This is a genomic window from Serratia sp. PAMC26656 (genome assembly GCF_016469055.2).
GTDB classification, from domain to species: Bacteria; Pseudomonadota; Gammaproteobacteria; order Enterobacterales; family Enterobacteriaceae; genus Serratia; species Serratia plymuthica.
This window is the reverse complement of the sequence record NZ_CP150486.1, coordinates 2,921,793-2,941,174: the sequence shown is the minus strand read 5'-3', so window position 1 is coordinate 2,941,174 and position 19,382 is coordinate 2,921,793. Positions and strand designations below refer to the sequence as shown.

General features: G+C 58.7%; 21 protein-coding genes. 5 read left to right on the top strand and 16 right to left on the bottom strand.

Going from position 1 to position 19,382, the window contains the following annotated elements:
* The first annotated feature begins 38 nt into the window (after positions 1–38).
* Entirely contained in the window at positions 39–821 is a 783-nt protein-coding gene (locus JEM67_RS14855) for an N-formylglutamate amidohydrolase (protein ID WP_199635989.1), read from the top strand.
* Positions 822–894: 73 nt separating this feature from the next.
* Positions 895–1,608 carry a flagellar brake protein gene (locus tag JEM67_RS14850; RefSeq protein WP_013813074.1) on the top strand — a complete coding sequence of 238 codons (714 nt, stop codon included), beginning with the start codon at positions 895–897 and terminating at the stop codon, positions 1,606–1,608.
* A gap of 44 nt (positions 1,609–1,652) precedes the next feature.
* Here the strand turns inward: JEM67_RS14850 and pdxY are convergent, their stop codons facing one another.
* From pdxY to JEM67_RS14835, 3 genes are read right to left on the bottom strand one after another with little or no spacing between them, the layout of a single operon-like run.
* A complete protein-coding gene (gene pdxY, locus JEM67_RS14845) occupies positions 1,653–2,492 on the bottom strand; it encodes a pyridoxal kinase (protein ID WP_199635988.1) in 840 nt (279 codons plus the stop codon).
* Complete coding sequence (locus JEM67_RS14840) at positions 2,493–3,209, bottom strand: glutamine amidotransferase (protein ID WP_199635987.1); 717 nt, start codon at positions 3,207–3,209, stop codon at positions 2,493–2,495.
* Positions 3,206–3,460, bottom strand: coding sequence for a hypothetical protein (locus JEM67_RS14835; protein ID WP_199635986.1), 255 nt, complete (start codon positions 3,458–3,460; stop codon positions 3,206–3,208). The genes JEM67_RS14840 and JEM67_RS14835 overlap by 4 nt, the downstream gene beginning before the upstream one ends.
* Before the next feature lie 68 nt (positions 3,461–3,528).
* Here JEM67_RS14835 and JEM67_RS14830 point away from each other — a divergent pair, with 68 nt between their 5' ends.
* Positions 3,529–4,833, top strand: a complete 1,305-nt coding sequence (locus JEM67_RS14830; protein ID WP_199635985.1) for an aminotransferase class I/II-fold pyridoxal phosphate-dependent enzyme — start codon at positions 3,529–3,531, stop codon at positions 4,831–4,833.
* A gap of 68 nt (positions 4,834–4,901) precedes the next feature.
* On the opposite strand, the gene JEM67_RS14825 is transcribed toward JEM67_RS14830, so the two are convergent.
* The 4 genes from JEM67_RS14825 to JEM67_RS14810 all read right to left on the bottom strand — a co-directional run bounded on the left by JEM67_RS14825 (position 4,902) and on the right by JEM67_RS14810 (position 9,576).
* A complete protein-coding gene (locus JEM67_RS14825) occupies positions 4,902–5,888 on the bottom strand; it encodes an LLM class flavin-dependent oxidoreductase (RefSeq protein WP_199635984.1) in 987 nt (328 codons plus the stop codon).
* Between the two features lie 145 nt (positions 5,889–6,033).
* Positions 6,034–6,867 carry a D-alanyl-D-alanine endopeptidase gene (pbpG, locus tag JEM67_RS14820; protein WP_199635983.1) on the bottom strand — a complete coding sequence of 278 codons (834 nt, stop codon included), beginning with the start codon at positions 6,865–6,867 and terminating at the stop codon, positions 6,034–6,036.
* Positions 6,868–7,024: 157 nt separating this feature from the next.
* On the bottom strand, positions 7,025–7,939 hold the full coding sequence (ppk2, locus tag JEM67_RS14815; RefSeq protein WP_199635982.1) for a polyphosphate kinase 2: 915 nt from the start codon (positions 7,937–7,939) through the stop codon (positions 7,025–7,027).
* 26 nt (positions 7,940–7,965) lie between these two features.
* The gene (locus JEM67_RS14810; protein ID WP_199635981.1) at positions 7,966–9,576 is read right to left on the bottom strand and encodes an inorganic phosphate transporter; all 1,611 of its coding nucleotides are present in this window, start codon (positions 9,574–9,576) and stop codon (positions 7,966–7,968) included.
* A 204-nt stretch (positions 9,577–9,780) separates the two neighbouring features.
* Here JEM67_RS14810 and JEM67_RS14805 point away from each other — a divergent pair, with 204 nt between their 5' ends.
* Positions 9,781–10,809 (top strand): transporter, encoded by a 1,029-nt coding sequence (locus JEM67_RS14805; RefSeq protein ID WP_199635980.1) that lies wholly within the window; start codon positions 9,781–9,783, stop codon positions 10,807–10,809.
* Here the strand turns inward: JEM67_RS14805 and JEM67_RS14800 are convergent, their stop codons facing one another.
* The 9 genes from JEM67_RS14800 to JEM67_RS14760 all read right to left on the bottom strand — a co-directional run bounded on the left by JEM67_RS14800 (position 10,810) and on the right by JEM67_RS14760 (position 18,262).
* Positions 10,810–11,343: an SRPBCC family protein gene (locus tag JEM67_RS14800; protein ID WP_199635979.1), complete on the bottom strand. Its 534-nt coding sequence runs from the start codon at positions 11,341–11,343 to the stop codon at positions 10,810–10,812.
* A 3-nt stretch (positions 11,344–11,346) separates the two neighbouring features.
* Positions 11,347–11,694, bottom strand: a complete 348-nt coding sequence (locus tag JEM67_RS14795) for an ArsR/SmtB family transcription factor (protein ID WP_004944937.1) — start codon at positions 11,692–11,694, stop codon at positions 11,347–11,349.
* Positions 11,695–11,785: 91 nt separating this feature from the next.
* Positions 11,786–13,012, bottom strand: coding sequence for a Zn-dependent hydrolase (locus JEM67_RS14790; protein WP_199635978.1), 1,227 nt, complete (start codon positions 13,010–13,012; stop codon positions 11,786–11,788).
* Positions 13,009–13,500 (bottom strand): L-2-amino-thiazoline-4-carboxylic acid hydrolase, encoded by a 492-nt coding sequence (locus JEM67_RS14785; RefSeq protein ID WP_013813062.1) that lies wholly within the window; start codon positions 13,498–13,500, stop codon positions 13,009–13,011. The genes JEM67_RS14790 and JEM67_RS14785 overlap by 4 nt, the downstream gene beginning before the upstream one ends.
* Positions 13,501–13,518: 18 nt before the next feature.
* Entirely contained in the window at positions 13,519–14,682 is a 1,164-nt protein-coding gene (locus JEM67_RS14780) for a branched-chain amino acid ABC transporter substrate-binding protein (protein WP_199635977.1), read from the bottom strand.
* Between the two features lie 34 nt (positions 14,683–14,716).
* Positions 14,717–15,430, bottom strand: coding sequence for an ABC transporter ATP-binding protein (locus JEM67_RS14775; protein ID WP_199635976.1), 714 nt, complete (start codon positions 15,428–15,430; stop codon positions 14,717–14,719).
* Entirely contained in the window at positions 15,423–16,193 is a 771-nt protein-coding gene (locus JEM67_RS14770; RefSeq protein ID WP_199635975.1) for an ABC transporter ATP-binding protein, read from the bottom strand. The genes JEM67_RS14775 and JEM67_RS14770 overlap by 8 nt, the downstream gene beginning before the upstream one ends.
* The gene (locus JEM67_RS14765) at positions 16,190–17,302 is read right to left on the bottom strand and encodes an ABC transporter permease subunit (RefSeq protein WP_199635974.1); all 1,113 of its coding nucleotides are present in this window, start codon (positions 17,300–17,302) and stop codon (positions 16,190–16,192) included. The genes JEM67_RS14770 and JEM67_RS14765 overlap by 4 nt, the downstream gene beginning before the upstream one ends.
* 9 nt (positions 17,303–17,311) lie before the next feature.
* Positions 17,312–18,262: a branched-chain amino acid ABC transporter permease gene (locus tag JEM67_RS14760; RefSeq protein WP_199635973.1), complete on the bottom strand. Its 951-nt coding sequence runs from the start codon at positions 18,260–18,262 to the stop codon at positions 17,312–17,314.
* Positions 18,263–18,434: 172 nt separating this feature from the next.
* Here JEM67_RS14760 and JEM67_RS14755 point away from each other — a divergent pair, with 172 nt between their 5' ends.
* A complete protein-coding gene (locus JEM67_RS14755; RefSeq protein ID WP_370576152.1) occupies positions 18,435–19,346 on the top strand; it encodes a LysR substrate-binding domain-containing protein in 912 nt (303 codons plus the stop codon).
* The last annotated feature ends 36 nt before the right edge of the window (positions 19,347–19,382 follow it).

The following is a 19,382-nucleotide window of genomic DNA, read 5'->3' as shown; positions in this document are numbered from 1 at the left end:
GCGCTAGGATGAGGGTTTATCCCACCCCGGAGTCTTGCATGCCACAGTCCTTTGTTCCGCAATTGTTATCCGCCGATGAGCCTCCTGCCGTTGCGGTTGAAACGCCCAAGGGCACAGCGCCCTTTTTATTGCTGTGCGATCACGCCGGCCAGGCGATACCGCAACGCTTGGGCGATCTGGGGTTGCCGCCCGGCGAAATCGACCGTCATATCGGTTGGGATATTGGCGCGTTGGAGGTTTCACTTCACCTCAGCCGCCATCTGGATGCCACGCTGATTCATCAGCGTTACTCACGTTTAGTGATCGACTGTAACCGGGCTCCGGGCATCGCCAGCTCGATCCCGCATCTGTCGGAGCTGACGCCAATCCCCGGCAATATCGGCATTGATGCCGAGCATGCGCTGGCCCGCGAGCGGGAAATTTTCCTGCCGTATCACCACAGCATTGACAACATGCTGGGCGAGCGGCAGATGCGCGAAAAACCCACCGCTATTATCGCGATGCACAGTTTTACGCCGGTGTTCAAAGGCCATTCCCGCCCCTGGCAGGTTGGGCTGCTGTTTAATCGCCAACCGGCGTTTGCCCACCTGCTGGCAGAGCTGCTGCGGGAGGAAGGGGATCTGCAAGTGGGGGTCAACGAACCTTATGCGATGACCGATGCGACGGATTACACCCTGCCGGTGCATGCGGAACGGCGCGGGTTACCTTACGTTGGCATCGAGATCCGCCAGGATCTGATCGCCGACGAACGAGGCCAGCGGGCCTGGGCAAAACGCTTCGCAAGACTGCTCCCACAGGCTTGGCATCGCTGGCAAATTTGACTTTAGGAATATTCCCAGTGATGATAACTGTAAGGAATATGTAATCGCCATTGGGAAGAGTCAGGAGAGACGTGTGGAGCACAATGATAACGGATTGTTTATCAAACGGGAGCGTTTTGAGGTTCTGGCGATATTGCGTGACATTTGTAAACAACGCACCCCGCTGCGGGTCGTTAACCAGCAGCAGCAATTTCAGAGCTTATTATTGAGCGTTGGGCCGGACAATATCGTTTTCAGCGGCGACGATGCGGATACGCGGGCGGATGGCGAATTTACCATCGTGATTGAAAGCAATGATGCGAAGATCGAATTTGCCGTTGGCCAACCAGAATTTACCGACCATCTGGGCGTTCAAGCCTGTTCAACCCGCCTGCCAAAGGAGTTGGTTTACATCCAGCGCCGCCGTCAGTTCCGCGTCACCACGCCCCACTGGCGTCAGTTTCTCTGCAGCGGTGAATATGCTGACGGTACCGCGTACCAATTAAGGATCCACGATCTCTCCGCCGGCGGTGTGGGTTTGCGCTTCGACGGCCCGTTGCCGGACAAACTTCAGCCGGGCCTCCAGTTCAAAAAGGCGCTGTTGGATCTTGGCAGCTACGGCAGTTTCAAAGTCAATATGGAACTGATGGTGATCAACGAAGATCAGGAGTTGGATGACAATGACAAGCCGGTGCATTTCTCGCGTTTGTCGTGCCGCTTTATCAATCTCGGCCTGGCAATGGAAAGAAAAATCCAGAGCGCGGTATTTGCGTTTGAATTAGATTTCAATAAAAAGAAGAAACGCTGAATCAGGCGAACAGGGGCAGCGAGCTGCCCCTTGATGACGCTGTCCTATCTCAAGGCGCGCAGGCTGCCAATCTCCTCCCACCCGAAATGCTCCGCTTCCGCCAACACGTCACACACCTCGCCACCGGCGGTAACTATGGCGTCGTTGAGGCTTCTGCCGTGCAGCAAATGACTGACCAGCAGCGCGGTAAACATGTCACCGGTGCCTTTCACCTTCGATTTGATTTTAGGGTGGGTGTAGCTTTGCACCTGATTGTGGCTGACCAGCAATAACCCTAACTCATCGTCGTTTTCCGCTATGCCCGGTGCGCTGGTCACCAACACCCACTCGGTCGTGCCATTTAACAGCGCCTGCGCAGCGTGTAGCGTCTGTTCCCGCGTAGCCAGGCTGTGCCCGCAAAGCTGCTCCAGTTCAAACCCATTGGGTGTCAGTCCGTTGGCAAGGCTCAGGAACGGCGAGCGATAGCAACTGACGATACGCGGGTCCACGTACACGCCTTCACCGTAATCGCCCATCACCGGATCGATATAGATTTTTATCTGCGGATTGATAGCGCGAACGCGTTGCAGCCAAGCGTCCAGAATATGACACTGGGCGACATCACCCAGATAGCCGATGATCACCGCCCGCGTGCGTTTCATCACACCGCGAGCGATCAAATCCTCCAGAAAACCGCTAAACCATTCGGCGGAAATCACGCCGCCGCTGGGGGCACCGTAATAGGGCGGGCAGCCGAACAGCACGCTGGGCACCTGCAGCGCTTCCAGCCCCTTTTTCAGCAGGGTGCGATAGGCGATGCCGTTGCCGACGCTGCCATACACTACCTGCGATTGAATGCTGATCACATCAATCTGCGGCGGTTGCAATTGCGAAGTCTGTTGCATCTAACACGTCCTTTGTTCGTTTTTATCCAGCCACCGCGCAAACACCTGGCGGGCGCGTCGTTCCAATTCTGCGCCGTAGCGTGAGGCCTGGTCGCGCAATTGCTGCGGGGCGATGCCGGCCAACTCCAGCTCACAGGCGTGGCCAACCAGCCAGCGTTCAATATCGTGATGATCGGCTTCCAGGTGGAACTGCAACCCAAGCGCGAAATCCTGATATTCGAACGCCTGATAACGGCAAGCCTCGGTGCTGGCCACACAGGTTGCCCCCTCCGGGACGGTAAACATATCCCCGTGCCAGTGCAGCACCGGCGTTGCTGCCAACGGCGCCAGTACGGAGTCTTCATTTTCCGCCAGCGTCAGCGGCGCGTAACCAATCTCTTTCACGCCCAGCGACACTACACCGGCGCCCAAAGCCTGAGCCATCACCTGTGCGCCCAGGCAAATGCCGATCGTGGGCTGACGTTGCTGTAACCGTTGGGTGACCAGCGCCAGCTCGTCGTTAAGAAACGGGTAGTGCTGCTGCCCGGCAAAATGCTGTGCGGCGCTGATCGGCCCGCCGAGCACTACCAGCAAATCGGTCTCTTCATTGTTGATGGCGCGGATATCGTCACGGCCGGCATCGTAATAATCAATCTGATAGCCACGCAGTGAAAGCAATGATCCCAGAATACCGAGGTTTTCAAAATTTACATGCCTGATAGCGACAACTTTTTTCATTGCGCGACCTCCCTCGCAGGGTGATAAGGCGCCAGTTCCAGCGCATCGGCGAGCACGGTAATACCGCTTGCACCGCTCTGATAAAGGATTCGCCGCTCTTTGACCTGACTGATGTGCAGTTGGTAGCCCTGCTCGGCGGGAAACAGGGCCAGGGCCTGTTGCAGTTGGTCGGCAGCCCAGGGCGTGAACATCTGCATGCGGGCGAAGGCTTTGCCGGCGTGCTGAATGTCGAGTACGTAATGTTTTTCCATGTTGACCCCTTAACTTTTGCGTTTTAAACGGGTAAGCTTATTTGAACTAATACAAAAAGGTTTTATGTATGGGTTCATTGTATGCAAAAGGCGGCAGCGCTGTCCAGATTGCTGAACAGATCGGCGCGCAGATAAAACGGGGCGATTTGCAACCGGGTGACCTGTTGCCGCCGGTGCGCCAGTTGGCCGGGGAACTGGGGGTGAACCCCAATACGGTCGCCAGTGCGTACGGCAAGTTGCGGGATGCCGGTTTGGTGGCCACACGCGGCCGCGCCGGTACCCAGGTGCTTGACCAGCCGTTAAGGGCGGTGCGCAGCGTACGCCGGGTGCCTGAAGGCATGCGCGATTTAGCCAGTGGCAATCTGGATGCTGCGCTGTTACCGGCGCTGTCGCTGGGCAAGGATGATGTCTTCCCGCAGCAGAATGGCTATGACGTCAGCGGTGATTTGCCGGCATTGTGCACGCTGGGCAGCAAGTGGCTCACCGAACAAGGAGCAGCGTTGGGCGACCCGGCGGTGTTTTCCGGCGCGCTGGACGCCATTGAAAAGGCGCTGCGCTGCCATGCGGCACCGGGGGCTGCGGTCTGGGTGGAAGATCCTTGTTGGCCGCCGCTGCTGACGTTGTTGCGGCACCTTCGCCTAAAACCGCTGCCGCTTGCGGTCGATGATCAAGGGTGCCAATTGCCGGAGAAGGGCGCTGCAACGCTGGGGTGCGCGGTGATCCTCACACCGCGGGCGCAGAACCCGACCGGTATGTCGCTCAGCGCTGCCCGCGCCAAGTGCTGGCGCGAGTTCCTGGCGCAACAGCCCGGCTGCCTGGCGATCGTCGATGATTTCTGGGGGCCGCTGTCGCAACAGCCGCTGCATTTACCCTGCAGTGCCGACAACGGCCTGTATGTGCTGTCGCTGAGCAAGTTCCTCAGCCCGGACCTGCGCATTGCGTTGGCCTGCGGCAAATCGTCGCTATTGCAGGCGATGCGTGCCGATCAATACATTCGCGAGCGTTGGGTCAGCCATATCTTGCAGCAGATTGCCGTCAAATTATGGACGCAGGTGCAAGGCGATGGCTTGTTATTACGGGCGCAGGATACCTATCAGGCGCGGCGCGATGCGCTGGCAGCGCGAATGGGCGCACTGGCTGGCACGCCATTGCCGCCGGGGGAAGGGGTGCATATCTGGTTGCCGGTGCGCTCAGAAGCCGCCGCCAGCCAAATCATGGCGCAGCGCGGCTGGCTGGTGCAAAGCGGTGAGCCGTTCCGACTGAAAAGTGGCCCGGCTGTTCGTATCAGCCTGGCCAACCTGCTTGAGGAAGAACGAGAGAGGCTGGCGCAGGATTTGGCGGTGGCGATGGTCGCCGGCACCTCGGTTAACTGAATGTGAGGCATCAAATCGGTATGGCCAATGGTCAATGCCGATTTAACGCTTATGGCCCCGTTCCCCGATCACACCAACGCCAGACTCTCCTGCGCCAGCAGTTGCAAAGAGGCCAGGCGGGCGGCGGGTTGGCTAATCGGTGTATCAATAACAAACTCTTCCACGCCATATTGTTGGTGCAGTTGGTCCAACTGCCGGCGCACCTGCTGCGCAGTGCCGAGCAGAATATGGCTTTCGCGCGGCTCGATGCGGTAATCGGTCGCGCCGGCCTGCTGAACAAAACTCTCCGCCTGTTCCAGACTGCCAACGGTCACGCTCTGCCCGCCGGCCACGTGCACGCGGTATTGCTGGATCCCGGCCGCCAATTCTTTGGCCTGCGCGGCCGTGTCCGCGACGATCGCCGCGACCGCCAGCAGGGCTTTGCGGCCACCGCTTTGCGCGGAATAGTGCGCCAGCGCCCGCTGAATATCGTCTGGGTTGCCATTGAGCTGTGCGGCATAAACAAACGCCCAGCCGTGTTCGGCGGCCAGTTGGGCACTTTCGCTACTGGCACCCAGCAGAAAGCGTTGAGCGGAGTGCTCAGGTTGGGGGGTGGCGCTCAGACCAGGTTGTGCATCGTCATTCAGATAAGCATTGAGCTGGGCCAACTGCTGCGGAAAATCCGGCTTATTCTGCTGGTCGTGCGCAGCCTGCAACGCCTGGGTAGAGAGCGGTAGCCCGCCGGGGGCTTTCCCCACACCCAGATCTACCCGGCCCGGGGCAAGCGTCGCCAGCAGGTTGAAGTTTTCCGCAACCTTATAAGCGCTGTAGTGTTGCAGCATTACGCCGCCGGAACCGATACGAATGCGTGAGGTTTGCCCGAGTAAATAGGCGATCAACACCTCGGGTGAAGGGCAGGCGAGCTGCGGAGTATTGTGATGCTCCGCCAACCAGAAACGGCGATAGCCCCAGATTTCCGCCTGCTGCGCCAGATGCAGCGTGCGCGTCAGCGCCTGGGCGGCGCTTTCTCCTTCGGCAATCGGACTTTTATCCAACACGCTCAAGGCATAAGCCATTTTCCTGCTCCTTTATCATCAGTTATTTATGACAAATACCATGCAGACCACCAAGGGCGTAATACTGATTGGGGATAGGATATTCCATTGATAAAAAACGGATTTGGTTATGCGCAGGGCGGTTAAAGACGCCCTGCGCGAGGGATCAGGACTCCAGCCAGGCTTTCAGGCGCAGCGCATCGTCATAATGGCCGTAGCGCTGTTGGGAACCCAGCAGGATGATCACTACCGGCTGCCCTTTGATGACGGTTCTCATCACCACGCAGTGACCGGCCTCGTTGGTATAACCGGTTTTTTGCAGTTGAATGTTCCAGTTGCGGTTATTGATCAGGCCATTGGAACTGCGGTACACCAATTGGCCACGGCCGGGGTAAACAACGTGCTGTTTATCGGTGCTGAAACGGCGAATGGTTTGATAACGATAAGCGTGATTGACCATTTTAAGCAGATCGTTGGCGCTGGCGACGTTGCGCGGCGTCAGCCCGGTGGGGTCATAAAAACGGGCGTGTTTCATGCCGATGCTGCGCGCCTTCTGATTCATTTTCGCCACAAACGCCTTGCGGCCGCCGGGGTAATGACGGCTTAGGGCGGCTGCCGCACGGTTCTCGGATGACATCAGCGCAATGTGCAACATATCGCGGCGACTGAGTGACGAACCCAGGGTCAGCCGCGAGTGAGTTTTCTTCAATAAATCGCGATCGGCGGCAGTCACCCTCATTTTATTGCCCAGCGGACGGCGGCTATCCAGCGCCACCATAGCGGTCATCAGCTTGGTCAGCGAAGCAATGGGTAACGCGCGATTGGCCTGTTTCTGGAACAGCGTTTTGCCGGTACGCTGATTGACGACCAACACGGCTTTTGAATGCAATACCAGCGGCGCGGCGGCCTGTGCAGGGACGATGATAAAAAGCAGGCTGAGCGCGATAACGGCGCGAAAACGCCGAAGGGAGAAAGGGATAACACAATTCAAGAATGACATGACAAGCGAGGCTCTTACTCTAAGTGACTAAAAAATATCAGCAAGAGTCTGCACAGCAAATGTGGAGAAAATAGGGTGAAGGCGGAATATGCCGGCAAAAGGCCAGCGTATTCATCATGATGTCAGGCAGGGGATGGCAAACCATCCCCATTGAAAATCAATACACTTCAGGGACTACCATATCGTCAGGCACCGGATGGCGGTTATAGTCCGGGCTACGCTTGCGCGGCGGCAGAGTGATCACGTTGCCTTCGGTCTCTTCGTAAGGCAGTTGCTGGAGCAGGTGGCTGATGCAGTTCAGCCGCGCCTTTTTCTTGTCGACGCCCTGAACTACCCACCAGGGGGCTTCCGGAATGTTAGTGCGCGCCAACATGATTTCCTTGGCCTCGGTGTAGTCTTCCCAGCGGCGCCGGCTCTCCAAATCCATCGGGCTGAGCTTCCACTGCTTCAGCGGATCGTGGATGCGGCTGAGGAAGCGCAGTTCCTGCTCGTCGTCGGTGATCGAGAACCAGTATTTGACGATCTGAATACCGCTGCGCGTCAGCATTTTCTCAAATTCCGGCACGCTGCGGAAAAACTCTTCGTATTCCTCGTCGTTGCAAAACCCCATCACTTTTTCCACCCCGGCGCGGTTATACCAGCTACGGTCGAACAGCACGATTTCACCCGCCGCCGGCAGGTGGGCGATGTAGCGCTGGAAATACCACTGGGTGCGCTCGCGGTCGTTCGGTGCCGGCAGCGCGGCCACGCGGCAGGTTCGCGGGTTCAGGCGTTGGGTGATGCGTTTGATCACCCCGCCTTTGCCGGCGGCGTCGCGGCCTTCAAACAGGATCACCACGCGGTGGCCGGTGCGCATTACCCAGTCTTGCAGCTTCACCAGTTCGCCTTGCAGGCGCAGCAGCTCGCGGAAATACTGTTTGCGCCAGGCTTTTTTCTGATCGCTGTCCACTTCGGTGTCGTCAAACCGCAGGTCATCCAGCTCCATTTCCAGCTCCTCGTCATAGCTGTCATAAAACTCCTGCAGCAGGCGCTGGTTGAAAGTGTCGTCGCGGTTAAATTCATGCATAGCCATAATTGATTCTCCGTGTTAACCCGGTTTTAGAAATGAGTGAAAACCCAGTACAGCCCGGCGGAAAGCAGTACCGAGGCCGGCAGCGTCAGAACCCAAGCCATCAGCAGGTTGCGCAGGGTCGACATTTGCAGGCCGGAGCGGTTAGCCGCCATGGTGCCGGCGATGCCGGAGGACAGCACGTGGGTGGTCGAAACCGGCAGGCCAAAGGCATCCGCCGCACCTATGGTAGTCATCGCCACCAGTTCGGCGCTGGCGCCTTGGGCATAGGTCAGGTGGCTTTTACCGATTTTCTCCCCAACGGTAACCACGATACGCCGCCAGCCGACCATGGTGCCAAGGCCGAGGGCAATCGCCACCACCACCTTGACCCAGAACGGGATAAAGCGAGTGGCGCTGTCCAGATCGCCTTTCAACGCATCCAGATTGCGCTGTGAGTCGGCGGAAAACTGAAGCTGCTTTTCCGCTTTCAGGTGCTTGATGGCTTCCGATGCCAGATACATATCGTTACGGGTGTTGGACACCGCCTGCGCTGGGATCTTGTCGACAGAACCGTACTGGCGGACTTGATCGCCGATGGCGCCGGTCAGTTGCGCCAGCGCGGGCACTACGTCCGGCGTCAATTCGTTGGAACGCACATAGCCGGTGAGCACCTCGCGCGGCGGTACCTGGCTGACCGCCGGGAATTGGCGCAACAGATCGTTTTTGGTGACCTCCGCCAGCGCCGCCACGCGCGGGATTTGCTCCGGCGACATTGAGCGGTTCAGTGCATAGGCGATCGGCATGGTGCCGACCAGGATCAGCATAATCAGGCCCATGCCTTTTTGCCCGTCGTTGGAGCCGTGGGCGAAGGAGACGCCGGTACAGGTGAGGATCAGCAAGCCCCGGATCCACAGCGGCGGCGGCGCATCATTTTTTGGGGCGGTGTACAGCTGGCGGTTTTTAACGAACACCTTCAACGCCAGCAGCAGCAGGGCGGCAAACACAAAACCGATCACCGGTGAAAGCAGCAACGCATAACCCACTTTAATCGCCTGTCCCCAGTCCACGCCGCTGGTGCCGGTACGACCGTGGATCAGGGCGTTAGCCACGCCTACGCCGATGATGGAACCAATCAGCGTATGCGACGAGGAGGCCGGTAGCCCGAGCCACCAGGTGCCCAGGTTCCAGATAATCGCCGAGAACAGTAGGGCGTAAACCATGGCAAAACCGTTACCGGTGCCGGCTTGCAGAATCAATTCAACCGGCAGCAGCGAAATGATGCCGAATGCCACCACGCCGCTGGAGAGCAAAACGCCGAGGAAGTTGAAAAACCCTGACCAGACCACTGCCACCATCGGCGACAGGGAGTGGGTGTAAATAACGGTGGCTACCGCATTGGCAGTATCGTGAAAACCATTAACGAATTCAAAGCCCAGCGCAATAAGCAGCGCTAACCCCAATAAAAGAAAAGGGAGATAGCTGGTATATACTGCCCCGGCATCGGTCACGTCGTTAAATAGATTTACCCCGGCAAAAGCGATCCCCAGTACTAATAAAAAAACAAAAAAAAGAACAGTGAGTCGACTGTTCTTTTGGTAGATCTTTGGCAGGCTGGATGCAGAGGGTGCACCCGCTTGAACGGCGCTGTTATCGCTCATAAAGGACCTTCCCGATAAACTTCATTAGAATACTGACGGTGTTGAACGGTGTTGCCATGAAAGTATTGGGAAATAATGTGACTTTTTTATGACGGTAATATTAATCATCTGGAAACGTGAAAATAATTAACGTTGGTATTTAAAGATTGATATAAAGGCTGAGTCTGGTTTATTGATTAATGCGGTTATTCGGGATAAAGATTTATGGTTCAGACGGTTGCGGATAAAATGCACAAGCTCGATTTTGATGATGAAGTTACCGGGCTGATTTACGGCCATGTGTTCCGCACGGGAGAACCGCCGCTGCGCGTTTCTTCGCAGCAGGCCTGCCAGGCTTACCTGGCTCTGTCGCCGGGCGAAGGGTTTATTTGGTTGCACCTCAATCTGAACCATGCGGCGGCAGAGAAATGGCTGAAAAATCACTTTGCGATTTCCGACTTTTTCTTCGATGAGATCCGTCACGGCTCCCATACCACGCGCATCGAACGGCAGGGGGATGACCTGTTTGCGGTGCTCAACGACGTGATTTTCCACCCCAAAGAAAATAATCCGGAGATCGCCACGCTGTGGTTGTATTGTCGCAGCGGGCTGGTGGTTACCGTGCGGCACAAGCCGCTGCGGTTGATCGAACGGCTGCTGGGGCGTCTGGGGCCGTTGCAACTGGCGTCGTCCACCGAGCTGTTGGCGCACTTGCTGGAAGAACAGGAAGAGGTGCTGGAGCAGGTGGTGCGACAGGCCAACCAGTATGTCGACACCATTGAAGATCGCCTGCTGAGTAACCATGTGAAACGCAACCGCACCGAACTGGGGCGCATGCGCCGCATGTTATTGCGCTTTCAGCGCCTGCTGGCGCCGGAGCCCGCCGCACTGTTTCGCTTGCTGAACCGGCCACCGGCCTGGCTTAGCCGGGACGTGGTGCAGGATCTGCGGCAGTTCACCGAAGAGTTCACCGTGGTGCTGAACGATCTGGCCAGCCTGACCGAGCGCATTCGCCTGTTGCAAGAGGAGATTGGCGCCAAACAGATGGAGCAGAACAACCGCACGCTGTACACCCTGACGGTAATCACCGTGCTGGCGCTGCCGATTAACATCGTCGCCGGTTTCTTCGGCATGAACGTGGGAGGGATCCCGCTGGCCAGCAATCACCACGGCTTTATTCTGCTGGTGTTGCTGGTCGGCGGTTTTACGTTGGTCACCGGTTACCTGGCGTTCAGACGCCGGGATGAAAGCTGATTACAGTCTCGCCCGGTACTCTTCCTCCAGCTTGGCATGGGTGGTCCAGAACGAGTGTGGCTGACGATCGTGCAGGCGATCGAGCAGGATATCCAGATGGGTATGCCAACCGGCGGCCACGCCGAGCATGTCGTCACGGTTGGCCAGGCGTCGGTGGGTGACCGTCAGCAGCACCGCGTTGTCCTGTTCGGTCAGTTCAAAGGTCACTTCGGAAGGACGGTTCTGATCCTTTTCCTCCCAGGTAAAGCTCAGTAGCCGCGGCGGGAAAAGGCAGGTGATATGGCCGAGGTGTTTGCCGTTGCAGTCGCTTTGTTTGTATTTGGCGGGGGTCTGCTCGTGTTCGCCCGTCAGATCGGAATTGCGAAATACCAACTCCACCGCCGCGCCTTTTTCCAGCGTCATCACGCCGGCGGCCAGCCAGGTGGCGCGTTTGTCGGATTCCGTCAGATAGGCCCAGACCCGTTCGATCGGGCCGGGCAGCAGCCGCTGAATGCGCAGCGTGCCGGTTTCAATAATCATACCGTAGTCGTTCATGGTTCACTCCTTGGGAGGATACTGTTCGGGCTGCCGCAGCGCTATTTCCAGCGCGTCCAGCCGTTCTGTCCAGAAATGCTCGTAGGTTTGCAGCCATTGCATGGCCTGCGCCATTGGCCCGGGTTCAAGCCGGCAGATATGGTTTCTTCCCTGCACGGTTCGCTGCACCAGGCCTGCAAGCTCCAGTGCTTTGATATGCTTGGAGGCGCCGGCAAACGACATTTGCAACGGCGCGGCCAGTTCACCAATGCTGTGCTCGCCGTCAGCCAGCGCACGCAAAATAGCGCGGCGCGTTGGGTCGGAAAGCGCGTGGAAAATGGCGTCCAGCTGTGAGGAAGATAATTTAACCATATGGTTGAATATAGAACAGGGTGATGAATATTCAACCAGTTTGTTGAATATTTTTTGCTATTGCCCCGGTCGGCTAACCGGGGCGAGGGGATCAGGCGCCCGTTTGCGCCAGCAGCGCGTTGAGCAGCACATTGGCACCGGCGGTGGCCCAGGCGGGTGAAATATTTTCCAGCTCGTTGTGGCTAATGCCGTCCACGCAGGGAATAAAAATCATCGCGGTGGGGGCTACCCGGCTAAGATAACAGGCATCGTGACCCGCGCCGGAAACTATATCCCGGTGCGAATACCCCAGCGCCTGTGCGGCCTGGCGTACGCTGTCGATACACCCTTGATCAAAGCGTATCGGCTGATATTGGAAAATGCGTTCGGCGCGTGCACTCAACGTGCCGGCATCCACTTCCGCGACCGCCGCCAGCAACCGCTGTTCCATCTGTTCCAGCACCGCCTCCTGCGGATGACGGAACTCGACGCTGAAAAACACCTTGCCCGGCACCACATTGCGCGAGTTGGGGGTGATTTGCGCCATGCCTACCGTGGCGCGTGCGTCCGGCATGAAATCCAGGCCGATCTGATTGACCTCCGTGACCATAGCGGCAAAGCCGAGCAGGGCGTCGCGGCGCCGTTCCATCGGCGTGGTGCCCGCATGGGCGCTGAAACCGAGGATCTCCAATTCGTACCAGCGCTGGCCCTGCGCGCTGGTCACCACGCCAATCTCGAGGTTTTCCGCCTCGAGGATCGGACCTTGTTCGATATGCAGCTCAAAGGCGGCGTGGATTGGCCTGCCGCCGACCGGATCTTCGCCGTCATAACCGATTTGCTTCAGCGCTTCACCGATGCTGACGCCCTGGGCATCGCGACGCGACAGGCCGTATTCTTCATCGAACACGCCGGCAAACACGCCGGAGGCGATCATCGCCGGGGCGTAGCGAGCACCTTCCTCGTTAGTCCAGTTAACCACCTCCAACGCGCGCTCGGTGGCAATCTGGCGATCGTTCAGGGTGCGGATCACTTCCAACCCGGCCAGCACGCCATAAATGCCGTCAAAGCGCCCGCCGTTGGGCTGTGAGTCGACGTGGGAGCCGGTGAAGACCGGTGCCAGTTCCGGGCGGGTTCCTTCGCGGCGCAAAAACATGTTGCCCATGCGATCGATCCGCACGCTGCATCCCGCCTCCAGAGCCCAGGCACGCAGTTGGTCGCGCGCCTGACGATCTTCCTCGCTCAGCGCCAGCCGGGTGACACCGTCTTTCGGGATGGCGCCGAACTGCGCCATATCGCGCAGGCTTTGCCACAGGCGTTCGCCGTTAACCTGAGGGATCATTTTTTCTCTCCCGACGCTTTTGCGGCATAGCGGAAATCGCAGCAGGGCGCGCCGGACATAATGGTTTGGGTGCGTTGCAGCTCGACGTCCGGCGCATAACCGACGATAAACTGGCTGTCGCGGGCGCAAGACAGCAGATGGCCAATCTCGCCCAGCCCCATCTCGTGATACATCTCCGCATAGCGGCAGCGGGTGACGTTATAGTCGAACTGCTGCTCGTCTTGATGGATCACCTTCACCTGCAGCGCATCGTCTTTTTCCCACAGATACTGCAAGGCGGCGAAACTCTGCAAATCGGCGCCATTCGGCTCCTGCGCGGCAAACTGCTTGCCCGCATCGATGGCGGCGTTTTCAATGGCCTCGCCAATCACTGCCTGCGCGCGCTCCTTGCCGATCTCACGCACCAGAATCTGGTAGATCGGCTTGATGATCTCGGCCTCTATACGCCGACGGGCCAGAATGCCCAATTCGTTTTTTGCACAGCTCATCACCTTGCTCCCCTTGCTTTATTGTTGTGTTTTAGCGCCGCCCAACACGCTCTGCGGCTGCCATTTGCCGTCGACCACCTTGTAGAGGGTGAAGCTTGGCTGTTGCAGGTTGCCCTGCGGATCGAATGCGATGTTGCCGGTGACGCCCTGATAATGAATGGCGCGCAGTTTCGGCAGATAATCGGCCGGATTGGCGGATCCTGCCTGCTCAATGGCGGCAATCAATACCCGGGTGGCGTCATAGGCGAATGGCGCATGCAGTTCGATGTGGGTCTTGTAACGGTCGCGGTAAGCCTGCTCAAAGGCTTTGCCGCCCGGCATCTGTTCCAGCGGCAGGCCCGGTTCCAGCGCCACCACGCCTTCACCTTCTTTCTGCGCCAGCGTCAGGAAGGTTTGGCTGACGAAGCCGCCGGCGCCCATCAGTTGAGTGTTCATGCCCAGCTGTTTGATGCGGCGGGCCAAGGGTGCCGCCTGTGAGTCCACACCGCCGAAGAAAATCAGATCGGCATTCTTGCTGCGAACGGTGGTCAGTACCGCGCTGAAATCGACGGTTTTGTCATCGACGTATTCACGCGCTACCGGCTGCATGCCCTGCGCCGCCAACGACTTGATAAACTCGTCCGCCAGCCCTTGGCCGAATGCGGTGCGATCGTCGATGACCGCAATACGTTTGGCTTTCAGCACCTTGACGGCATATTCACCGGCGTAATTACCGCCGTCGTCATCATGGCCCATCACGCGAAAGCTGGTATCAAACCCCTGTTGAGTATAGGCATGACCGGTGGCGACCGGCGCAACCTGGGCAATGCCAGCGTCGTGATAAATGCGAGCCGCCGGGATGCTGGTGCCGGTATTCCAGTGGCCGACCACGCCGGCGACGCCTTCGTCCACCAGGCGCTGCGCTACTGCAACGGCGGTGCGCGGATCGGACTGGTCGTCTTCGGAAAGCAGTTTAAAGGTGACAGGCTTGCCGTTCAGCGTCGGTTTCTGGGCGTTGGCATCGGCGATCGCCAACTGAGCGCCGTTTTCCAGATCCTTGCCGATACGGGCGGAAGGGCCGGTCAGCGGGCCAGCCAGACCGATCAGAATGGTGTCGGCGGCCTGCGCAGGCGCGGCTGCGCCAAGGGTAGCCAGAACGGCGGCGGCCAGGGCCAGCGGCTTAAAGCGAGTTATCTTGTTCATGTAACACTCCCGGTGCGGTTAAAAGTAAAAACGGTTATTCGCCCAGATAGGCTTGTTTGATTTTTTCATCGTCGAGCATGCCGGCAGACCGGCCGCTGTGGCTCAGGCTGCCGCTGTCCAGCACGTAGGCGCGATCGGTCGATTCCAGCGCCAGTCGGGCATTTTGTTCCACCAGTAATAGCGTGACACCGTCACTGGCAAGGGTTTTGATCACGTCAAAAATGGCTTCGACCACGATCGGCGCCAGGCCCATTGACGGTTCATCCAGCACCAGCAGACGTGGCCGGCTGAGCAGCGCACGGCCCATAGCGACCATCTGTTGTTCGCCGCCGGAGAGCAGCCCGGCTTGTTGCCGTAACCGTTCGCGCAGGCGTGGGAAAAGAGTGCAAACCCGTTCCAGATCCTGCTGGATCGCCGGTTTATCGCGGCGGGAGTAAGCGCCAAGCTGCAAATTTTCCAGCACCGTCATACGGGCGAAAATGCCGCGGCCTTCCGGCACCATCACCAGCCCCTGCTGCAGCAACCGATGCGGAGGAACACCGCGAATGGACTGGCCGTCGAACAGAATCTCTCCTTCGAAGGGGTGCAGGCCGGTCAACGCGCGCAGGCTGGAGGTTTTGCCCGCGCCGTTGGCACCGATCAATGTCACCTGTTCGCCGTGATTAACCGTAAAATCGATACCTTTCACCGCATGAATGCCGCCGTAAGACACTTTTAGCCGTTTGACTGACAGTAAGGGTTCAGACATGCGCAGATCCTCCCAGATAAGCCCGGATCACCGCCGGTTCGCGCCGTACCTGAGCAGGTTCGCCTTCGGCGATGACTTTGCCGTAGTCGAGCACCGTCAGGCGGTCGCACAGTCCCATCACCAGCTTGACGTCGTGCTCGATCAGCAGCAGGGTTTTGCCGCTTTCGCGAATGCGTTGCAGCAGCTCGCGCAGCGCCACTTTCTCTGCGGCGTTCATGCCGGCGGCCGGTTCATCCAGCGCCAATAATTGCGGGTCGGTTGCCAGCGCCCGGGCAATTTCCAGCCGCCGCTGGTGGCCGTAGGAAAGATCGCCGGCGCGGTAGTGGGCAAACTGACTGATGCCGACGTATTCCAGCAGCGCGTGGGACTTCTCACGCGTTGCCTGTTCTTCCTCGCGGGCGCGGCGGTGGCGTGAAATAGCCGCCCACAGGCCGTTGCGGGTGCGCACATGGCAGCCCACCATCACGTTTTCCAGCACGCTCATCTCATTGAACAGCCGCAGGTTCTGGAAAGTGCGGGCGATGCCGGCCTGCACGACTTTGTCGATCGCCTGCGGTTTGTAGCGGCGATCCAGCAGGCGGAACTCGCCGCCATCGGCGCGGTACAGGCCGGTAATCAGATTGAAGCAGGTGGTTTTACCGGCGCCGTTCGGCCCGATCAGCCCATAGATTTCCCCCTGGCGGATACTCATGCTGACGTCATCCACGGCGGTCAGCCCGCCAAAGCGTTTACTGACATGCTTTAGGGTGAGCAATGGCGTCATGATGCGGCTCCCGATTGATGACGCGCCGGCCACAGGCCCGCTGGGCGATACAGCATCACCAGAATCAGCGCCAGGCCGTAGAACAGTTGACGGATAATTTCCGGGTCAATCCACACTTGGCCGAACAGGGCCTGTTGCAGCGGCCCCATGGTGCTGCGTAACAGCTCCGGCAGCGCCGCCAGCAGCAACGCGCCGAGGATCACGCCGGGAATGTGGCCCATACCGCCCAGCACCACCATCGCCAGCACGGCTATCGACTCTTGCAGGGTGAAGGATTCCGGTGAGACAAATCCCTGGAACGCCGCGAACAGCGCGCCGGCGATGCCGCCGAAAGTGGCGCCGATGGCGAACGCCAGCAGCTTGAAGTTACGGGTGTTGATGCCCATCGCCCGCGCTGCGTCCTCATCTTCGCGGATGGCGGTCCAGGCGCGGCCGACCCGTGAATGTTGCAGGCGCAGGCAGATAAACAGGATCGCCAGCAGCAGGGCGGCGAACAGGTAGTAATACAAATACAGCGAGGAAAAACGGATGCCGAACCACTCATGCATGCCGGAAAATTTCAGGCCGAACAGGCTGACCGGATCGATGCCGGAAATGCCCTTTGGGCCGTTGGTGATATTGACCGGGCGATCGAGGTTGCGCATCAGAATACGCACGATTTCGCCAAAACCCAGCGTGACGATCGCCAGATAGTCACCGCGCAACCGCAACGTCGGCGCGCCGAGCAGAATGCCGCACAGGGCCGCCAGCACCGCAGACAAAGGTATCAGCAGCAGGATGGACAGATGCAAGCCCTCCGGGAACCAGTGCAGAAGCAGCGGAAACTGTTCGGTCAGGTGCGGCGATGACAGCAGCGCGGTCAGATAGGCGCCCACCGCGTAAAAGGCGATAAATCCCATGTCCAGCAGGCCGGTCAGGCCGACGACGATATTCAGCCCCAGAGCCAGCATCAGGTACAGCAGCGCGAAGTCGATCACCCGCACCCAGTAGTTGCCGCCGGCGGCCCCGGCCAGCCAGGGGGCCAGCAGCAGGCCGAGCATAAACAGCACGACACCGAGCCTGGCGCGGCCTGGGGTAGCGGTATGCAGGGAGGTGGTCAGAACGGTCATTTTATCTCCTCAGGCGCGGGTGGCGATGCGCTCGCCCAGCAGCCCGGATGGGCGTAATACCAGCACCACAATCAGAATCAGGAAGGCGAAAACGTCCTGATAATTGCTGCCGAAGGTGCCGCCGGTCAGTTCACCGAGATAACCGGTTCCCAGCGATTCGAATAGCCCCAGCATGAGTCCGCCGAGCATGGCGCCGCGCAGGTTGCCGATGCCGCCCAGCACCGCGGCGGTAAAAGCCTTGATACCCGGCAGGAAGCCCATGGAGAAGCCGGCGTTGCCGTAGTTGCTGGCCATCATGATGCCCGCCACCGCCGCCAGCGCGCCGCCGAGAGCGAAGGTCAACACGATCACCCGGTTGGGATCGATACCCATCAGGCCGGCAACCTGCGGGTTTTCCGCCGTGGCCCGCATCGCGCGGCCAAAACGTGAGTGTTCGACCAACAACAGCAGCCCGGCCATCACCAACACGGCGACAACCAACGTGGCGATACCGGTGCCGGTGATCACCGCCGGGGCATGCCCGGCGCTGCCCTGGGTCAAGGCGATGGGGGACATGGGCAGCAGTTGCGGGAACATCAACGGATTGCGCGACCAGATCAACATCGCCAACGTTTGCAGCAGCAGCGAGACGCCAATACCGCTGATCAACGGTGCCAGACGCGGGGCATTGCGCAGGCGGCGATAGGCCAGGCGTTCGATGCTCATCGACACCAGCGCGCAGACCGCCATGGCGATCGCCGTGGCCAACAACAGCACCCTGTACGGCGACAGAGTGGGGAAATGATGCTGCAACACGCCGATAGACGACAGGGCGCTCAGCGCGCCAACCATCAGCACATCACCGTGCGCGAAATTGATAATGCGCAGAATGCCGTACACCATGGTGTAACCCAGGGCGATCAGCGCATAAATACTGCCGAGCATCAGTCCGTTGACGGTCTGCTGTACCAGCGTATCCATAGGGGGAAGTCCCGAAAAATAATGATTCAGGAGGCTCAGAGTAGAGAATTAAAAAAAATTGTAAAATACGGAAAAATAATTTCTTATACAAAAAATGTGTGTTTTTAATTTATTGATTTATTTGTATATTAATTTTAACTCACGGCCGATTTTTTACCAAAATAGTCAATATATGAAAAAAACAGAAGAGTACGAGGCACTGCTGCCGAACGATCCGCCGCTGCGCGCCGTACGGGCGTTCGAGGCTATCGCCCGCTTGGGCAGCATTACCGCGGCAGCGAAGGAACTGGCGATCTCGCCTTCGGCGGTCAGCCATCAGCTCAAAACGCTGGAGGCTTTTCTGCAAATGCCGCTCACCGAGCGGCAGGGCCGCAACCTGATTCTGCGCAGCGAAGGACGCGAGTATTACCGCTCGATCCGTGCGGCGTTTAACGTGCTGCGCCAGGCGACGGAGCACGTGCGTGAGCAATCGGCCTCCCGGCAGGTGACCATCAGCCTTATCCCGCTGTTCGGCATGGGCTGGTTTATTCCGCGTTTGCACGGTTTTTTGCGTGAGAATCCCGATATCGACATCAACGTGGTGTATGCCAACCACCGTAACTATCTCAGTGACGCCGCCGATATTTCGATTCGCTTTGGCGTGGGGCAATGGACCGGCTATCGCAGCGAAAAACTGATGTCCGGCAAAATGGTGCCGGTATGCAGCCGCAGCTTTATCAGGTTGCACGGGGTGCTGGATACGCCGGATCAACTTTTGCCGCTGCCGTTGTTGCACGACGAAGAACGCAATACCTGGATGCAATGGTTCCAGCAGGCCGGCGTCAGGCGGCCGCTGCGCAGCACCGGGCCGATGTTTGAGGATGGCCTGCTGACGCTGGCGGCGGTGCAGTCGGGACTGGGCTGCGCCCTGATGCGCGAGCCGCTGATCGAACCCTATCTTAACAGCGGCGAACTGGTTAAGTTGTTTGACAGGCCGATTGACGATGGTCGCGATTATTACCTGTGCGTGCGGGCAGACAGCGAGCTGTCGCAAGAGGGGCTGAACCTGCAAAAATGGTTGCTGCGTGAGGCCGCAGGCCAATAAAGATACACGCGCTAACTGCCTGAATTGACTATCCTG